The organism is Paractinoplanes abujensis, assembly GCF_014204895.1.
In the GTDB taxonomy this organism is placed as follows: domain Bacteria; phylum Actinomycetota; class Actinomycetes; order Mycobacteriales; family Micromonosporaceae; genus Actinoplanes; species Actinoplanes abujensis.
The window spans coordinates 8,696,103-8,711,611 of record NZ_JACHMF010000001.1; the positions used below are offsets into that span (position 1 = coordinate 8,696,103).

Annotated in this window: 20 protein-coding genes; 10 read left to right on the top strand and 10 right to left on the bottom strand. The window is 71.5% G+C overall.

Annotated elements, in window-relative coordinates:
- Positions 1-46 precede the first annotated feature (46 nt).
- Genes BKA14_RS40085 through BKA14_RS40095 form a run of 3 tightly spaced genes read left to right on the top strand, consistent with a single transcriptional unit; the run spans position 47 to position 2,210 of the window.
- Positions 47-640 (top strand): hypothetical protein, encoded by a 594-nt coding sequence (locus tag BKA14_RS40085; protein ID WP_184955940.1) that lies wholly within the window; start codon positions 47-49, stop codon positions 638-640.
- On the top strand, positions 637-1,284 hold the full coding sequence (locus BKA14_RS40090; protein WP_184955941.1) for a bifunctional 4-hydroxy-2-oxoglutarate aldolase/2-dehydro-3-deoxy-phosphogluconate aldolase: 648 nt from the start codon (positions 637-639) through the stop codon (positions 1,282-1,284). Before BKA14_RS40085 ends, BKA14_RS40090 begins: the two co-directional genes overlap by 4 nt.
- Positions 1,281-2,210: a sugar kinase gene (locus tag BKA14_RS40095; protein ID WP_184955942.1), complete on the top strand. Its 930-nt coding sequence runs from the start codon at positions 1,281-1,283 to the stop codon at positions 2,208-2,210. Before BKA14_RS40090 ends, BKA14_RS40095 begins: the two co-directional genes overlap by 4 nt.
- On the opposite strand, the gene BKA14_RS40100 is transcribed toward BKA14_RS40095, so the two are convergent.
- Together BKA14_RS40100 and BKA14_RS40105 are read right to left on the bottom strand one after the other, a co-directional pair.
- On the bottom strand, positions 2,207-2,398 hold the full coding sequence (locus BKA14_RS40100; RefSeq protein ID WP_184955943.1) for a hypothetical protein: 192 nt from the start codon (positions 2,396-2,398) through the stop codon (positions 2,207-2,209). The genes BKA14_RS40095 and BKA14_RS40100 overlap by 4 nt on opposite strands.
- Positions 2,399-2,476: 78 nt before the next feature.
- Positions 2,477-4,528, bottom strand: a complete 2,052-nt coding sequence (locus tag BKA14_RS40105; protein ID WP_184955944.1) for a M14 family zinc carboxypeptidase — start codon at positions 4,526-4,528, stop codon at positions 2,477-2,479.
- An 83-nt stretch (positions 4,529-4,611) separates the two neighbouring features.
- Here BKA14_RS40105 and BKA14_RS40110 point away from each other — a divergent pair, with 83 nt between their 5' ends.
- Entirely contained in the window at positions 4,612-5,091 is a 480-nt protein-coding gene (locus BKA14_RS40110) for a hypothetical protein (RefSeq protein ID WP_184955945.1), read from the top strand.
- Here the strand turns inward: BKA14_RS40110 and BKA14_RS40115 are convergent.
- From BKA14_RS40115 to BKA14_RS40125, 3 genes are all read right to left on the bottom strand, one after another.
- Complete coding sequence (locus tag BKA14_RS40115; RefSeq protein ID WP_184955946.1) at positions 5,071-6,279, bottom strand: RNA polymerase sigma factor; 1,209 nt, start codon at positions 6,277-6,279, stop codon at positions 5,071-5,073. The two genes, BKA14_RS40110 and BKA14_RS40115, sit on opposite strands and share 21 nt — an antisense overlap.
- Positions 6,276-6,617 (bottom strand): YciI family protein, encoded by a 342-nt coding sequence (locus tag BKA14_RS40120; protein WP_184955947.1) that lies wholly within the window; start codon positions 6,615-6,617, stop codon positions 6,276-6,278. Before BKA14_RS40120 ends, BKA14_RS40115 begins: the two co-directional genes overlap by 4 nt.
- 71 nt (positions 6,618-6,688) lie before the next feature.
- Positions 6,689-7,555, bottom strand: a complete 867-nt coding sequence (locus tag BKA14_RS40125) for a S66 peptidase family protein (RefSeq protein WP_184955948.1) — start codon at positions 7,553-7,555, stop codon at positions 6,689-6,691.
- A 116-nt stretch (positions 7,556-7,671) separates the two neighbouring features.
- Here BKA14_RS40125 and BKA14_RS40130 point away from each other — a divergent pair, with 116 nt between their 5' ends.
- The 3 genes from BKA14_RS40130 (at position 7,672) to BKA14_RS40140 (ending at position 9,411) form a co-directional block, all read left to right on the top strand.
- Positions 7,672-8,256 carry a cysteine hydrolase family protein gene (locus BKA14_RS40130; RefSeq protein WP_184955949.1) on the top strand — a complete coding sequence of 195 codons (585 nt, stop codon included), beginning with the start codon at positions 7,672-7,674 and terminating at the stop codon, positions 8,254-8,256.
- 72 nt (positions 8,257-8,328) lie between these two features.
- Positions 8,329-9,144 carry a GlxA family transcriptional regulator gene (locus BKA14_RS45420; RefSeq protein ID WP_239092660.1) on the top strand — a complete coding sequence of 272 codons (816 nt, stop codon included), beginning with the start codon at positions 8,329-8,331 and terminating at the stop codon, positions 9,142-9,144.
- A gap of 126 nt (positions 9,145-9,270) precedes the next feature.
- Positions 9,271-9,411 (top strand): hypothetical protein, encoded by a 141-nt coding sequence (locus BKA14_RS40140; RefSeq protein ID WP_184955950.1) that lies wholly within the window; start codon positions 9,271-9,273, stop codon positions 9,409-9,411.
- 12 nt (positions 9,412-9,423) lie between these two features.
- Here the strand turns inward: BKA14_RS40140 and BKA14_RS43390 are convergent, their stop codons facing one another.
- The 3 genes from BKA14_RS43390 to BKA14_RS40155 all read right to left on the bottom strand — a co-directional run bounded on the left by BKA14_RS43390 (position 9,424) and on the right by BKA14_RS40155 (position 10,848).
- The gene (locus BKA14_RS43390; RefSeq protein WP_203722135.1) at positions 9,424-9,636 is read right to left on the bottom strand and encodes a transposase; all 213 of its coding nucleotides are present in this window, start codon (positions 9,634-9,636) and stop codon (positions 9,424-9,426) included.
- A gap of 51 nt (positions 9,637-9,687) precedes the next feature.
- Positions 9,688-10,191, bottom strand: coding sequence for a phosphotransferase family protein (locus BKA14_RS40150; protein ID WP_203722133.1), 504 nt, complete (start codon positions 10,189-10,191; stop codon positions 9,688-9,690).
- 147 nt (positions 10,192-10,338) lie between these two features.
- On the bottom strand, positions 10,339-10,848 hold the full coding sequence (locus tag BKA14_RS40155) for a GNAT family N-acetyltransferase (RefSeq protein WP_184955951.1): 510 nt from the start codon (positions 10,846-10,848) through the stop codon (positions 10,339-10,341).
- Between the two features lie 177 nt (positions 10,849-11,025).
- On the opposite strand from BKA14_RS40155, the gene BKA14_RS40160 reads away from it, so the two are divergent.
- Positions 11,026-11,709 carry an HAD family hydrolase gene (locus BKA14_RS40160; protein ID WP_184955952.1) on the top strand — a complete coding sequence of 228 codons (684 nt, stop codon included), beginning with the start codon at positions 11,026-11,028 and terminating at the stop codon, positions 11,707-11,709.
- 278 nt (positions 11,710-11,987) lie between these two features.
- Positions 11,988-12,728, top strand: a complete 741-nt coding sequence (locus tag BKA14_RS40165) for a dienelactone hydrolase family protein (RefSeq protein ID WP_184955953.1) — start codon at positions 11,988-11,990, stop codon at positions 12,726-12,728.
- On the opposite strand, the gene BKA14_RS40170 is transcribed toward BKA14_RS40165, so the two are convergent.
- Together BKA14_RS40170 and BKA14_RS40175 are read right to left on the bottom strand one after the other, a co-directional pair.
- Positions 12,670-13,311 carry a peptide chain release factor-like protein gene (locus BKA14_RS40170; RefSeq protein ID WP_184955954.1) on the bottom strand — a complete coding sequence of 214 codons (642 nt, stop codon included), beginning with the start codon at positions 13,309-13,311 and terminating at the stop codon, positions 12,670-12,672. The genes BKA14_RS40165 and BKA14_RS40170 overlap by 59 nt on opposite strands.
- Positions 13,308-14,372: an RNA ligase RtcB family protein gene (locus tag BKA14_RS40175; RefSeq protein ID WP_184955955.1), complete on the bottom strand. Its 1,065-nt coding sequence runs from the start codon at positions 14,370-14,372 to the stop codon at positions 13,308-13,310. Before BKA14_RS40175 ends, BKA14_RS40170 begins: the two co-directional genes overlap by 4 nt.
- A 121-nt stretch (positions 14,373-14,493) precedes the next feature.
- Between BKA14_RS40175 and BKA14_RS40180 the strand changes: the two genes are divergently transcribed.
- On the top strand, positions 14,494-15,462 hold the full coding sequence (locus BKA14_RS40180) for an NAD-dependent epimerase/dehydratase family protein (RefSeq protein ID WP_184955956.1): 969 nt from the start codon (positions 14,494-14,496) through the stop codon (positions 15,460-15,462).
- The last annotated feature ends 47 nt before the right edge of the window (positions 15,463-15,509 follow it).

Sequence of the window (15,509 nt, forward strand, 5' to 3'; positions counted from 1 at the left end):
GACGGCGTGGCGCGACCGCCGGGCGCGGCGTCGCTACCGTTAGCGCGTGTCTAACGTCCCGTGGTGGGGGCTGCCCCTCATCGCAGCACTGTTCGCCCTGGCCGGAGCGGCCGCGGTCCAGCTCACGTCCGCCCGTAACGACTACCTGCTCAGCCGCCGCCGGCGCACCCGGAGGTGGTACGAGGAACGGAAGGCGGCATATGTCGCGTTGCTCGCCGTTTTCGAGCGCGACACCTTCCGCCTGCGCGCGGCCTACGACGCGGGGGAGAAGCCGGTGTCCGCGCTCGTCTACCTGGACGAGGTGGGCGCGCCCCTGATGCAGGTACGGCTGCTCGCGTCGGGCCCGGTGCGCAGCGCCGCCCTGGCCGTGCATTTGCTGCTGCAGAAGCTGCACGGCGAGATGAACCCGGCCGCCGTGGTCGGGGTGCAGCCCGAGATTCATTTCCGTGAGTTGCTGACCCAGGTGCCGCTCGTCGTGCAGCAGTTCGAGGCGGCCATCCGCGAGGAGCTGGGCATCGATACGACACCACCCGCGCCGCCCGCGGCGCCGAACGGCCGGGCCCGGGGATTGTTGAGACGTCCCGCACGGTCGGAGCCCCTGGAGGGTTTGGCGGAGATCGGGCAGGATCGAAAGGTGTGACAGACCAGAGCGCTCCCCTCGACGCCGTGTCCGCCGCCGTGGTCAACAGCGGGATCGTCGCCATCCTGCGGGCTCCCACGGCTGACTATTTCGCCGCCGTCGCCGAAGTGCTGGCGGGCAACGGCATCACCGCCCTCGAGGTGACGCTCACCTCGCGCGGCGCCATCGAGGCGCTGGCCGGTCTGCGCCGCCAGTTGCCGGCCTCGGTGGCGGTCGGCGCCGGCACGGTGCTCACCGCCGACGACGCGAAGGCCGCGGCCGACGCCGGGGCCGAGTTCCTGGTCTCCCCGGTGCTCGACGCCGAGCTCGTACGGGGCTCCGAGCTGCCTTTCTATCCGGGCACGTCCACCCCGACCGAGATGTATCAGGCCCACCTGGCCGGCGCTCCGCTGGTCAAGGTGTTCCCCGCGGCCGGCCTCGGCCCGCGCTGGCTGCGTGACGTACGCGGCCCGTTGCCCCAGGTCAACGTCATGCCGACCGGCGGCGTCAAGATCGAGGACATCGCCGACTGGCTGCTGGCCGGGGCCAAGGCGGTCGGTGTCGGTGGCCCGCTGCTCGGCGACGCGGTCACCGGGGGCAGCCTGGCCGCCCTGGCCAACCGCGCCCGCCACGCGGTGAGCGCGGTCAAGTTCGCCCGCTCATGAGCCCCGGGCTGTTCACTTTTGGCGAGACCATGGGCCTGGTCGCCGCGGACGGCATCGGCCCCCTGGGCCACGCCAAGAGTTTCTCGTTCGGCATCGGCGGCGCCGAGAGCAACGTCGCGATCGGCGTGGCCCGGCTGGGCGGCGAGGCGACGTGGCTGGGCCGGGTCGGTCCCGACGCCACTGGCGCGCTGATCGCGTCGCGGATCGCCGCGGCCGGTGTGCGCACGCTGGCCGTCACCGACGAGTCGTTCACCGGCCTGATGGTGCGCCACCGGCGGTCCGGCGAGTTCGCCCAGGTCGACTATCACCGGGCGGGCAGTGCGGGCTCGCGGCTCTCCCCGGCCGACGTCCCCGCCCACGAGCTGCAAGACGCGTCGATTGTGCACGTCACCGGCATCACGCCGGCGCTGAGCGGGACGGCCCGCGCGGCGGTGTTCCAATCGGTCGAGACCGCCCGGGCGGCCGGCGTCGCCGTGTCGGTCGACGTGAACTTCCGGGCCAAGCTGTGGAGCCGGTTCGACGCCGCGCCCGTGCTGCGTGACCTGGTCTCGCGGGCCGACATCGTCTTCGCCTCGCCCGAGGAGGCGGAGCTGTTCGTCGACCCCGGCGACGTGGCGGCCAACCTGGCCGAACTGGGCCCGGCCGAGGTGATCGTCAAGGACGGCGGCCGGGGCTGCTCGGCCCTGATCGAGGGTGTGCGGCTGAGCAAGGCGGCGCTGTCCGTCACCGTGGTCGACCCGGTCGGCGCCGGCGACGCGTTCGTGGCGGGTTATCTCGCCGACCGGCTGGCCGGGGCCGCCCCCGAGGAGCGGCTGACCACTGCCATCGCCACCGGCGCCTTCGCGGTGACCGTCCCGGGCGACTGTGAGGGTGCCCCGACGCGCGACGACCTGGCCGCGCTGATCGGGGACGACGTCAGACGTTAGAGCCGGGCCTGACGCTTACGCTCGCGCTGCTCACGGGTGTAGGCCTTGCGCCGCTCGAGGTCACGCTTCCACTGCTCGCGGGCGCCCTCGTCGCAACCCTGCACGGCGCCTTTGGTCTGGGCCGGGCCGATCAGCGACCGGAACCACCAGTCGTCGAACGTCTCGTGGAACCACTGGCGAACCTTCATGTCAGTGCCCTCTCCGTTCGTTGCCGTGCCAATAATTTGTACCCCAACTATCGGCACGGCACCAAACGATGTGAGCGGTTACTCCTGGGCAGCCGCCTTGTCCCGCGCCACCCGTACGAGTTCCACGAGCCCGCCGGCGTACTCCTGTGACTCGCCGTGCGCCTCGTCGAACGGCGGCTGGAACCCGACCCCCTCCCACTGCTGGGTCGTCTCGTTCCACCGGTCGTTGCCCACCTCGAAGTCCCAGGCGTCGATGCCCAGCTCGTAGTACAGCTGGTCGGCCGAGTTGCCCGCCGCCGAGTACAGCACGTCGGCCACCGGCCCCGTGTACGACGGCCACGTCACCGTGCCGCGCTCGGCCGAGATCGCGCTCACGATCCGCCGCGCGCTGTCCAGGAAGAACTTCGACTCGTCGATCGACGGCCGGGGCAGTGTGACCCGCCCGTCGGCCCGGTAGGCGCCGGGCGGCCACATGAAGTACCCGCCGTAGCTGTGCACGTTCATCGCCAGCCCGATGTTCGGATGTGCCTTGGCCAGGGCGATCACGTTGCCGCTCTCGGCCTCGGACAGCTCGGCCGTGCCCGCGTACGTGCCGGACAGGCAGTTGGCACTGGCCCCGACATACCCGTCGAAGTACGACCCCACCGTGTAGTTGCGGTTGAGGTCGACGCCCCACGAGTCCCGGTTGCGCGGGTCGCGCGACGTGCCCGTGCAGTGGTTGACGAGGTTCTTGCGCTGGAAGTTGTAGTCGTTGAACGAGTAGTTGGCGCCGTCCGGGTTGACCGTCGGGATCACGAACACGTCCACCGCGTCGACCAGTTCCCGGGTGGCGGCGTCGGTCGCGTAGTTGGCCAGCAACCGTTCCGCGAACTCCAGCGTCACCAGCGGCGTGGCCCATTCGCGCGCGTGTTCCTGCGAGTACGCCAGCACGCCCGGCTTCGACCCGTCGCGGACCTTGCCGATGCGCAGCGCCTGCACGGTCCACGGCGCGCGGGGCACCTCGGTGCCTTTGAGCCCGTCGTCAAGCCGTACGGGACCGGTCACCGGCATCGGAATCCCGGCCGAGCCCTCCTCCACGAACGCCCGGAACTGTTGCGGATAACGCGCGGTGATGAACGCCGCCACATCATCGGTCGTGCTGATGACCTTGCCGCCGGCGTCAGTGGCGAGGCGCAAGGTCAAGACTCGATCCCGGTACGTCGCTGACAGGGGGCGGTTGGGCAGGCCCGGATCGACCGTCCGCACCTGGACGCCGTTCAGGCCCTGATCCCCGAACCGCACCGACTCCACGACGACGGCGGCCGCGGCGGGATCACCGAGGTAGCCCACGGCCGTACGGCGATAGCCCTGGGTCTTGTTGGGCAGGTCGAGCACGTCGACGAGCGCCGGGTACTGCCGGGCCAGTCGCTTGATCCGTGCCCGCACGTCGACCGGCGTCATGTACGCGTCGACGAAGTCCTTCTGATATCCGCTCGGGGCGGCCGGCGGGGTGGCGCCCGGCCAGGCGGCCGGCGTCACCGCCCGTGACGTCCCACCCAGGCTGGACGAGGCCGTGACCTGCACCGGCTTGGCCGGCAGGGGCCGCGGCAGCGTGTAGTGGTACTGGTATTCGCCCGAGTCGGAGAACCGCACCAGCGGGAACGACCCGGTCGCGCCGTCCGCCGTCCGCCAGGTCACCGTGATCTCGACGTCCGGGTCGTCGGTCGCGGTCGTGGCCACCTGCGTCTGCAGGAACGTCCGGCCGCCGGTCGTCCACCAGTACGCCTGCAGGAACTGCAGCGTGTCGGCCTGAATGGCCTGCCGGTGGGCCGACGTCCGCGGCGCCTGCGCCGACCGCTGGATGACCTGGACCGGCACGGCCCCCTGCCCGGTCAGCTGGTCCTGGTCCACGACGAGGTCGACCAGCACCGCGCCCTGCTCGGTGCGGGGCCGGGCCGCCAGGTCGGCGCCCTGATGCACCAGTCGTTGCAGCGCGGCCTCGTCGGGCAGCCGGAACCGGACCAGCGCGGCCTCCCCGGCCGCCAATGTCAGCGCCGGCTCGCCGGGCGCCGCCCGGGCCGGCAGCGCGGCCGGCGTGATGGTCAATGCGAGAGCGGCGGCGACCGCCACCCATCGAGCACGAGACGACATCGAACCCCCTGCTTCATTGAAGGATGTCGCTCCCCACCCCATCTATCGCATAGGCGTTTGTCAATGAAGTTAGGCTTCCCCTCATGGCGGACAGCACAGACACCCAGGTCGAGGCCCGGGTGCAGGCGCATCTGGGTTCCGGTGAGACGCTGCGGGCCGCCGTGTGGGTGAGCCGGGCCGACGGCGGTACGGCGGCCGGGACCACCCGCAGCGAGCTCAACCCGTTCCGGTTCCGCCGGCCCGTGCCCGACCGTCCCGGCGACCGGCGCGGCGTCCACGGCGTTCCCGGCAGCCTCGCCGTGGGCCTCGACCAGCACATCCGCATCGTCACTGACCCCCGCGTGCTCGCCCTGACCGACCAGCGCCTGCTCGTGCTGGCCGAACAGAAAGTCTGGTTCCGGCCCGCCACGCGGCTGCAGGTGCGGTGGCAATGCCCCCGTACGGACCTCAAGTCCGCGACCGGCCAGGGCAACGGCCGCCTCCGGCTCGACTTCACCGACGGTTCCGCAGTCACCCTGCTCAGCCCGGTGACCAGTCTTCGATCATTCCTCGAGGCCCTGTAGCCGCGCGGTGAGGAAAGCGCGCTCGGTCTCGTTGGCGGTCAGGGCCAAAGCTTCCTCGTACGCGGTGACCGCCTCGGCGACCCGGCCGAGCCGGCGCAGGAAGTCGGCCCGGGCCGCGGCCAGGTAGGGGTAGGTGGCCAGGGCCGGTTCGCCGGTCAGAGGCTGCAGCGCGGCCAGCCCCGCCGCGGGGCCGTCGCGGAAGCCGATCGCCACCGCCCGGTTCAAGGTGACCACAGGGGAGTTGCCGGTCAGCCGCAGCAGCACCGCGTAGAGACCGATGATCTCGGACCAGTCGGTCTGCTCCCACGACGGGGCCTCGGCGTGCACGGCGGCGATCGCGGCCTCGACCGCGAAGCGGGACGGCGGGTGGCGGCGCAGCGATTCGGTCAGCAGCGAAACACCCTCAGTGATGCGATCGTGATTCCAAAGCGTGCGGTCCTGGTCGGACAGCAGTAACAGACGGCCATCGGCACCGACCCGGGCCGCCGCGCGGGCGTCGATCACCAGGAGCAGGGCCAGCAGCGCGGTCACGGGCGCCGACCGCGGCATGAGCAGGTGCAACGTACGGGCCAGTTCGATCGCGCTCGCGGTCAGGTCGGCCCGGGTCAGCGCGGGACCGGTCGGCGCGGTGTGCCCGGTCGTGAACAGCAGGTGCACCACCTCGAGCACCGGTTCCAGCCGCTCGGCCAAGGCCTCCGGAGGTGGCACGCGGTACGGGATCCGGGCCGTGGCGATCTTCTTCTTGGCCCGGGTCAGGCGGGCCGCCATCGTCGGCTCCGAGACCAGGAAGGCGCGGGCCACCTCGGCCGTCGACAGCCCGCAGACGAGCCGGGCGGTCAGCGCCACCTGATGCTCGCGGGACAGCGCAGGATGACAGCAGGTGAAGACGAGCCGGAGCCGGTCGTCGCCCGGCGAAGGATCGGACGCGACCAGCAAAGGGAGCCGGCGCCGCCAAGCGGCTTCCCGTCGCAGCAGGTCGAGGGCCCGGTTGCGGGCCACCCGGGTGAGCCAGGCCCCGGGCCGCGACGGCACCCCGTCGCGTCTCCACGTCTCCATGGCCTGGGCGTACGCGTCCTGCGTGCACTCCTCGGCCAGATCCAGATCGCGCGTCACCTGGGCGGTCGTCGCGAGCACCTGGGCCCAGTCGCGGCGGTGCGCCTGGGCCAGGGCGTCGGCGACCGACGTCATCCGTGGTCGACGACGGGCCGGATCTCGACCCCGCTGTGCCCGGCCCGCACCTCGGGCAGCAGCTTGGCCAGGGCCAGCACCTCGTCCAGGTCGGCCGCCTCGAGCAGGTAGAACCCGCCCAGCGCCTCCTTGGTCTCCAGGAACGGTCCGTCCGAGGTGGTGGTCCCGCGCAGCGTCGTCGCGGTCGGCGCCGGCTCCAGCTCCTGCCCGCCGATGATCCGGTCGCCGGCCGCCGCGCGGAACTCCGCGTGCCCGGCGTCGTGCGCAGCGCGCTGCTCCCCGGTCATCGCCTCCCACTCGGCCGGGTCGCCGTAGATGAGCAGGGTGTACTTCGTCATCGTGGATCCTCTCGCCGGTCGGTGGTTCTCACCCCACCGACGAACGGCGCCGCCGGAGAATCGACAGCATCTCAGGAAACCGCCGGTTCGATCGTGAGCGTGCCCGCATCGGCGTCCAGCATCGCCGGCGTGCCGACCGGAATTGCCCCTTGACCGATCGGCAGGCCGCCCAGGATCGGCACGCCCAGTGGCGCCAGCCGGTCACGCAACACGTCGAGCACATTGCCCGGCCCGCACTCGGTGTAACGACCGACGGCCACGCCCCGTACGCCCTTGAGTCGCCCGGTGCGGTGCAGCATGGTGAGCTGCCGATCGATCTGACCCGGCCGCAACCCGTACGCCTCCAGCAGCAGAATCGCCCCGTGCAGGCTGGGCAGCACCCACCCCGCGGCCGTGGCGATCTGCTCCTGGTCGCCGCCGAGCAGCACCCCCGAGGCCCGCCCGCCGGTGGTCAACTCGCCGGTGTGCGAGTCGGGCTCGGCCCGCACGACCACCGGTTCGGTGCCGAAGGCGGCCGCCACGAACGACTGGTCCGGCCCGCCGTAGATGCCGGCCAGCCCCGCCCGCTCCCAGAAGGCCAGGTGCAGAATCGTGCACTCGCGCAACCCGACCAGCAGCGTCGGCAGGTGGGCTGCGGTGGTGAAGTCGAGGTCGTCAGCGATCCGATGCGCCCCGCTCCCGGCGCCGACCGCGACGATCGCCTTGATCGACAGGTCACGCAGGGCCCGGTTGACGTCCTCAACACGGTCACCGTCGTCCGCCGCGTCCAGCCCGCGCGGGCCCACCGAGACCTCGAGGCCCTGGTCCTTGAGCCACTGGGTCGCGCGCTCGACCTCCGCCTGCTCGGGTGCGCCCGTCGGCGCCACCACCCGCACGTGGTCACCGGCCCGCAGCCGCGGCGGCCGGACGACATCGACATACTCGTATGCACTCTGCACGTCTGGCATTATCGCGACACTTTTGCCCAGCCGCTTCCGGCGTACGACCGGATCGTTCCGCCTCGGGACGCGATGGTGTCTGTTCCGGGCGCGCTGGAAGGCGAATCCTGGACGTCATGACTACCGCACTTCTCGTCATCGACGTCCAGGAATCGTTCCGGCAGCGGCCGCTCTGGTCGACCCTCGACAACCCGGCCCTGATCGCCAACGTGAGCCGGCTCGTGGAGGCCGCCCGGGCCGCCGGCGACCTGGTCGTCTGGGTGCTGCACGCCGAACCCGGCACCGGCAACCTCTTCGACCCCGCCTCCGGTCACGTACGGGTCGTCGACGAGCTCAAGCCCGCGCCCGACGAGCACGTCGTCGTCAAGACCTCGCACAACGCGTTCAGCACGACCAATCTGCAGCAATACCTGACCTCGTACGGGGTCACCTCGGTCACGACGTGCGGGCTGCGCACCGAGCAGTGCGTCGAGACCACCACCCGGGTCGCGTCCGATTTCGGATACGAGGTCACGTTCGTCACCGACGCCACCGGCACGTTCCCCATCCCGCACTGGACGGCCCCGGCCGAACAGACCGTCGCGGAACTGCTGGCCGACCCGCGTACGCTGGCGGCCGCGGACGTCGTGTCCCGCACCGAATACGCGCTGGCCGGCCGGTTCGCCGCCGTGCGCACCGTGGACGACTACCTGGGGGAGTGACCGGATCGTGCGCCGGGTGGTGTTCGTCCTCACGCCGCGACTGCACCTGCTCGACCTGCCGGCCCGGCCCAGGTGTTCTCGACCGCCCCCGGCTACCGGCTCGACTACGTGGCCGAGACCGAGACCGTGCCGTCCTGGCAGGGCGTGACGCTGCAGGCCGCCGTCGAATGGCCCACGCTGACCGCCGACGACCTGGTGCTGGTGCCCGGCTGGCGCGACGGCTACGGCCCGGTCGGTCCCGCCCTGCTGCGGCGGATCGCGGATCACCACGCGGCCGGCGGCACCGTCGCCAGCGTCTGCTCCGGCGCCGAGGCGCTGGCCCGGGCCGGCCTGCTCGACGGGCGGCGCTGCACCACCCACCACGACCTGCAGGACCGGCTGGCCCGCGAGTTCCCGCGGGCCTCCGTCGTCCGGGATGTGCTGTTCGTCAGCGACGGCCGCGTGGTCACCTCGGCCGGCATCGCCAGCGGCATCGACCTCGCCCTGCACCTGGTCGCGCAGCGGCACGGCCCCGCGGTCGCGGCCCGGGTGGCGCGCGAAATGGTCGTCTACGCACGCCGCAACGGCGACGAACAACAGGCGTCGGCCATGCTGCGCCATCGTGCCCACTTGAGCGACGTCGTGCATCGCGTGCAGGACCGGATCGACGCCCAGTTCACCCGCCCACTGCCCCTGGGTGCCCTGGCCACCGGCGCGGGCGTGAGCGAACGCACCCTGACCCGCCTCTTCGAGTCCGCCACGGGTCGCACGCCGCTGCGCTACCAGCAACAACTACGCGTCGAACGAGCCGAATACCTGATCGGCCACGGCGCCACGATCGAATCGGCGGCCCGCGCGGTCGGCTTCACCGACGCCCGCATGCTCCGCCGCCTCCGCGCCCGCACCTGACGGCCCGTCCCGCCCGCCACTCATCGCGCACTGACGCGTCATCAGACACCGGTTGCGCGAATACCGTCGCGTGCGTGCGCATCATTGCGCGCTCGATGGGGGCAGGTGCAACCACGCTCGCCACGCGTGGGTGCTCACTGGGTGCCGGTTGCGCCGGCCGAGCGACTGGCCGACGCGGCCGGGCTGACCGTGCTGGCCGGCCTTGTGTGCGTCAACGCTCATCCGGCTCTGGGGCGTGAGTTCCGGGTTGTGTCCCCTGAAGAGTGATTGATTTTCAGGTCAGGGGGCCGGCAAGACACGTTTGCGGAGCAGGACGAAGCCGGCGCGGCTATTCATCTGTCGTTGGAGCATGGTGATCCGGTTGACGTTGCCCTCGACCGGCCCGGAGCTGAGGGGCAGGCTCAGCCCGGTGTCGCGGCCGGCCCCGCAGCGCTCGTGCGCGCCGGTCACAGCGTCGAGGTCGGAGGTCACGCCGTTGACGAAGCGGTCCATGCCAGACAGGTCGGCCCGCTCAGGCGCGGCTCAGATCTCCGCTGCTCGCCATCACCGGGTGTCACGTCCGCGCAGCCCCTGCACGAGGTTGTCCAGCAGTTCGCGGGTGTGCGGTGCGTCGAGGGTCTCGCCGATCCAGGCAGCGGAGTCGGTGCGCTCGGGAGAGCGAACATGGGGTATCAGCCAGTCGGCGGCAGCGATCTCGGTGATGTGCCCCAGTTGTGCGATGAGCATCGAGAAGTGTCCGCGCCGATTCACTTGAGCCGGCCCGCCGGCGTCCCGATACGCCCGGGTCAGCGCGCGGGCCCGGCCCGGGTCGGTCCGGGCGAACTCGAAGAGCACGCACCCGAGCTCCTGGGCCGGATCAGCCGGTCCGCTGTTCTCCCAGTCGATGACGCACACGCCGCCCTGCCCGGTCGGCAGGACATTGTCGGCCCACAGGTCCCGATGGCAGATCCGCAGCATCTCGGGAGGTTGGATCCAGGACTCCGGTGCCACCAGCTCATCCCGAAGATCGGCCAGCCGGCCGGCGAACGGTGCTCCCGCCGCTCGCAACTGCTCGACCAGCTCGTCCCAGCGCCGCGCCCCGACCGGCGCCTGATACCACCGGGCCGCCGGGATTCGCGATGGACACCACTCGGGCCCCGGGCTGCGACGAGTGATGGGTCTCCGGGTCCAGGGGCTGGGCGAGGCGCCGAGTACCTACACGTCATGCACGTAGAGCCGCAGCGTTGCCGGGGTTCCATCAGGCTGCTGGTCGCTATCGGACGTGAAGGTGCGGATATAGGTGAAGCCGCTCTTCTCGGCGACGCGTACGGAGGCAAGATTGTCGGGGTCCACTCGGATGGCGGCGCGTGTTCCGATGCGGTTCTCGCGCATGTGCTCGAGGATGAGTCGTACAGCTTCCCCTGCGACTCCGCGTCCACGGGCCCACGGGTGGACGGCATAGCTGATGTTGACGTCGCCGGGTTCCAGGCCGTCGATGACATCCGGGTCGTAGTCGACGTATCCGGCGAGGCGGTTGTCAAGGCACACGCCGAAGCCTCGCTTGCCGCGCCCCGCGCGAGCGTTGCCGGCGAGCTTTCTGAAGTGGGCGGCCGTCGTCTCGGCGGTGCCGGGGGCACCGTTCAGCCAGCGAACGGTGTGCTCGTCCTCACCGGCGTTGTGCGCCTCGACGTCCTCTTCTGTCAAGGCTCGCAGCGTGATCCTCATGCGAGGACCATAGGAAGCCGCTGACGGTGCACGACAGCGATATTCGACGCCGATCGATCACCATTCGCGGAACAGAATCCCGAATTCGCGAACGTAGCCGACGTCGGCCGGTGTCGACGCCGCGGAGGGGTTGCGGGTTGCGCGTTTGCACGGGCGTTCGCCCATAGACTGGCGCGCGTGCTGCGTGGCGTACTGCTTGATCTCGATGACACGCTGATCGATCACCACGGAGCGGTGCGGGCGGCGCTCGACCTGTGGTTGCCCGAGCTCGGGGTCGCGTCGACTTCGGAGACTTCTGCGCTCTGGGACGAGGTGCAGGAGCGGCACATGGTGGCCTGGCGCGAGCGCCGGGTGAGCTTTGCCGAGCAGCGGCGGCGACGGCTGCGCGACTTCCTGCCGCAGATTCGGATCCCGTACGAGGAAAACGACCTGGACCCCATCTTCGAGGGCTATCTGCGGGCGTACGAGTCCTCGTGGCGGCGCTTCCCCGACGTGGACGAGGCGCTGGCCGCGCTCGGGGCCGCGGGCCTGACCACCGCGGTGCTCACCAACGGCACGGTCGAGCAGCAACGCGCAAAACTCGCCAAGGCGGGGCTCGAGGGCCGGGTCGGTCCGCTGTTCACGGTCGAGGACCTGGGCGTGGCCAAGCCGTCGCCCGACGCGTTCCGGCTGGCCTGTGAGCGCATCGGGCTCGAACCGGCCCGGGTCGTCAGCGTCGGCGACCGGCACGACCTGGACGTGCTGCCCGCCCGCGCGGCGGGGCTGCGCGCCATCCATCTCGACCGGCGCGACGCCGGGCCGCACGACGAGCCCGACCGCCTGACCACACTGACCGGCCTGGCCGCGGCGCTGTCCCGTTAGGGCCTGTCCTGCCGCTCACGCGGGGCTGCGGCGTGGCCCAGGCGGCGCCTGACGGCGTCCGGGAAACGGCCACATACAACACCGGTATGAAACCGCTTCCCGGCCGACGTCAGCCACCACCTGGACCTCGCCTCGCTGCCACGTGACCGGCAGGACAGACCCTGGACCGCCGGCGACCAGCATCGCCCGCAATGAGCACGCTTGTCCCCGGACGACACGCCATCGGTCACACGCCACACCACGTGCGGGTCGTGATCTTCCCAGTAGGGTGCGGGTTCATGAAGGTGAGCGAGGAAGACGTACGGATCCCCGGGGCCGGTCACGAGATCCGGGCCAAGGTGCTGACACCGGTGGGCGGCGGCACCTGGCCGGGGGTGGTGCTCTACTCCGACATCTTCCAGCTGACCGAGTCGACGCTGCGCACGTGCCGCCGGCTGGCCGCGGCCGGGCTGATCGTCTGCGTGCCCGAGATCTATCCGCGCGGCGAACTGGCCGGGGTGGCGCTCGAGTTCGACGACGCGGGCAAGCAGGCCGGGCTGGCCGGCGCCGCCGCGATGTCGACCGCCGAGTTCGACGAGGACCGCGTGTCGGTTCTCGATTACGTGACCGCCCGCCCCGACGTCACCACGGTGCACGCCGCCGGTTACTGCCTGGGCGGACATCTCGCCTTCCGGGCGGCGTTCGACGAGCGGGTCACCTCGACCGTGTGCTTCTATCCGACCGGCCTGCACAACGGCGCGCTCGGGGCCGACCACGCCGATTCGCTGGCCGCGGCGGCGCGCATCCGGGGCCAGCTGATGATCATCTTTGGGTCGCGGGACCCGCACGTCCCCGCGGCGGCGCGCGCCCAGATCCTGGCCGCGCTCTACGAGGCCGGTCACGAGGATCTGGAACTGCACGTCTACGCCGGCGGGGAGCACGCGTTCATGCGCGATGTCGGCCCCCGCTACGACCCCGAGCTCACCGACCGCGGGCTCGACGAGGCCGTCTCGTTCCTGCGCGGGCGTTCGCTTCAGTAGCCGGCCGCTCCGTCCGGGTCGGGTTTCCCCGTACGAGGGTGTCGTGCACACGCCAGCGGGCGGTGATCGCCTCCCGTTCGGCGGCGGCGTCGCCCGACGCGAGCCGCTCCCGCAGCAGCCGCATCGCGAGCCGCCGGTTCACGCTGAACTGCCGTTCGGTGTCGACCACGACGACCAGCCCGGACGGCCGGTGAGTGGCGCGGACGGCAGTGCTCGCCTTGTTGCGATGCTGGCCGCCCGGCCCACCGGTGCGCGTGGCGACAACCTCCACGTCGCCCTCGTCGAACGTCGTGCGCGGGACCTCCGTCGAGCACGGCTGCGACACGACGTACCAGTTCTTGCGCCCGATGCCCGTACGGAAAGGGCTCGGGGCCTGCCAGCACAACGTGCCCGTCCAGCCCCGCGCGAACGAAGCCGCGCCCGGCCCGTCGATCTCGACCACCACCGACCGCTGCCGGGCGGTCTTCGCGATGGTCAGCCCGAGCCCGGCCGCCTCCGTTTCCAGCCGCCGCACGAGTTCGGCCAGCGCCCAGTCGCACTCCCGCGGCCCGCGCCCGGCCGAGAGCAGCAGATGCACGCTCACGACCGCTCCCGCGTCTTGTAGGTGACCAGCGGAATCGTCACCGCTACGGGCGTGGCCAGCTCGTGCGCGACGAGATCACCGACCACCTGCTCGATGCGCTTGTAGGCCGTCGGCGCCTCCTCGAACAGCAGCTGCCGGTCGCCGCAGACGACCAGCGATCCGACCGCCGTACGGCGGAGCTCGGCCACGGTGTGCTTGACCTTGTTGCGCCGCAGCGCGTCGGAACGCGACATCTTGCGCCCGGCCCCGTGCGCGACCGAGAAGTTCGCCTCGGCTCCCGCGTGCCCGGCGACCAGATAGGACGGTGTGCCGCGGGTGCCCGCGATCAGCACGTCCTTCCCGTCACCGCCGGCCGCACCTTTCCGGTGCAGGTAGAGCCCGTCACGCACCTCGACGAAGTTGTGGCACTCGTCGACGATCGGTTCGGCGGGTTCGGCCCCCAGCGCGTCCGCGACCCGCTCGGCCATGAGACGCCGGTTCAACGACCCCCACCGTACGGCGTCGTCGTGCGCCTTGAGGTAGGCCGCGGGATCGGCGGCCGGGCCGGCCCCGTGCACCTCGGTGTGCGCCCGCAGGATGCTCTCACCCAGCCCGCGCGAACCGCTGTGCACGATCAGCACCAGGTCGCCCTGGGCCACCCGGCCCCCCCGCAGCACCGCATCGACGCGGGCCAGCTCGACGAAGTGGTTGCCCCGCCCGACCGTGCCCAGGCTTTCCGGGTGACCGGCCGGGATGTCCGCCGGCCACAGGTCGTCGTCCGGGGTCAGCGGCCGGTCGAGGTCGGGGAAGCGGGCGGCCAGGCGTTCCCGGTGGGGCCGCTTGATGGTGATGGGGAAGACGGCGATGCCGCAGCCGATGTCCGAGCCCACCAGGAACGGGTAGAGCACTGACGACAACATGGCGGCGCCGATCGGGGCACCCTTGCCCGGGTGCAGATCGGGCATGCCCGCGACGTGTCGCATGCCGTCGAGGGCGGCGACACGGTGGCACTGGTCGAGCGCGTCGGACTCGATCCAGCTGCCGGGCGAGGCGAAAACACGAACGGAGGCGTGCTCAGACAAAACGAGACTCCGGGAATGACGAAGTGGCGGGGCTCTGCGGGCGTTCCGTCAGTACGTCATGGCAAGAGCTTGTCCGGTCCCGCCGCGTACGGCAACCGAATTAGCTGGCTAGGCTGAGCTGATGCGTCGAGTAGTGGTGATCGGGGCGACCGGGCACACCGGCAGCTATCTGGTGCCCCGGCTGGTGCAGGCGGGCCACGAGGTGATCGCGGTCAGCCGGGCCGAGCGGCAACCCCACCAGGAACGACCCGAATGGCAGGCCGTTCAGCGGGTGACCGCCGACCGCCGCGCCGAGGACGCCGCGGGCACGTTCGGCGAGCGCATCGCCGCCCTGCGCCCCGACGCCGTCATCGACATGATCTGCTTCACCCCCGACTCGGCCCGCCAGCTCGTCGAGGCCCTGCGCCCGACCCGCCCGCTGCTGGTGCACTGCGGCAGCATCTGGGTCCACGGCCCCGCCCGGCGCGTGCCGCTGACCGAGGACGAACCCCGCACCCCGTACGGGGATTACGGCATCGGCAAGGCCGCGATCGAGGAACTGCTGCACCGCGAAACCCTGGCCGGCGGCGTCCCCAGCATCGTGCTGCACCCCGGCCACATCAGCGGGCCCGGCCGCCGCGCGATCAACCCCGCCGGCAACATGGACGCCGAGGTGTGGCGCCGCCTGGCCGTGGGGGAGCCGCTGCCCCTGCCCGCGTTCGGCATGGGCATCCTCAACCACGTGCACGCCGACGACGTGGCCCAGGCCTTCCAGCTCGCCCTGACCCGGCCCGCGGCCGTCGGCTCCAGCTTCCACGTGGTCGCCGAGCAGGCCATGACGTCCCGCGGCCTGGCCACCGGCGTGGCCGCCTGGTTCGGCCGCACCCCCGAACTGGAGTACGTCGACTGGCCCGAGTTCGAGGAGCGGGCCGGTAAGGAACACGCCGACGTCAGCCGCGAACACATCGAACGCGGCATCGCCGCCAGTATCGGCAAGGCCCGCGCGGTCCTCGGCTACGCCCCGCGCTACACCTCGCTGGAAGCCATGCACGGTTCCCTGCTGTGGATGGTCGCCCACAACCAGGCCGACGTGGGCGGCCAGCCGTTCTGAGAGCCCGGCCGGTGGCCGGACCGGGAACGTCGTTCGATTCGCGGTCG

Bases quoted from the DNA above. Each gene is read 5' to 3' on its own strand.
- BKA14_RS40095 (WP_184955942.1), top strand. From the start codon at position 1,281: ATGAGCCCCGGGCTGTTCACTTTTGGCGAGACCATGGGCCTGGTCGCC.
- BKA14_RS40100 (WP_184955943.1), bottom strand. From the start codon at position 2,398: ATGAAGGTTCGCCAGTGGTTCCACGAGACGTTCGACGACTGGTGGTTC.
- BKA14_RS40105 (WP_184955944.1), bottom strand. From the start codon at position 4,528: ATGTCGTCTCGTGCTCGATGGGTGGCGGTCGCCGCCGCTCTCGCATTG.
- BKA14_RS40110 (WP_184955945.1), top strand. From the start codon at position 4,612: ATGGCGGACAGCACAGACACCCAGGTCGAGGCCCGGGTGCAGGCGCAT.
- BKA14_RS40115 (WP_184955946.1), bottom strand. From the start codon at position 6,279: ATGACGTCGGTCGCCGACGCCCTGGCCCAGGCGCACCGCCGCGACTGG.
- BKA14_RS40120 (WP_184955947.1), bottom strand. From the start codon at position 6,617: ATGACGAAGTACACCCTGCTCATCTACGGCGACCCGGCCGAGTGGGAG.
- BKA14_RS40130 (WP_184955949.1), top strand. From the start codon at position 7,672: ATGACTACCGCACTTCTCGTCATCGACGTCCAGGAATCGTTCCGGCAG.
- BKA14_RS43390 (WP_203722135.1), bottom strand. From the start codon at position 9,636: ATGGACCGCTTCGTCAACGGCGTGACCTCCGACCTCGACGCTGTGACC.
- BKA14_RS40155 (WP_184955951.1), bottom strand. From the start codon at position 10,848: ATGAGGATCACGCTGCGAGCCTTGACAGAAGAGGACGTCGAGGCGCAC.
- BKA14_RS40165 (WP_184955953.1), top strand. From the start codon at position 11,988: ATGAAGGTGAGCGAGGAAGACGTACGGATCCCCGGGGCCGGTCACGAG.
- BKA14_RS40180 (WP_184955956.1), top strand. From the start codon at position 14,494: ATGCGTCGAGTAGTGGTGATCGGGGCGACCGGGCACACCGGCAGCTAT.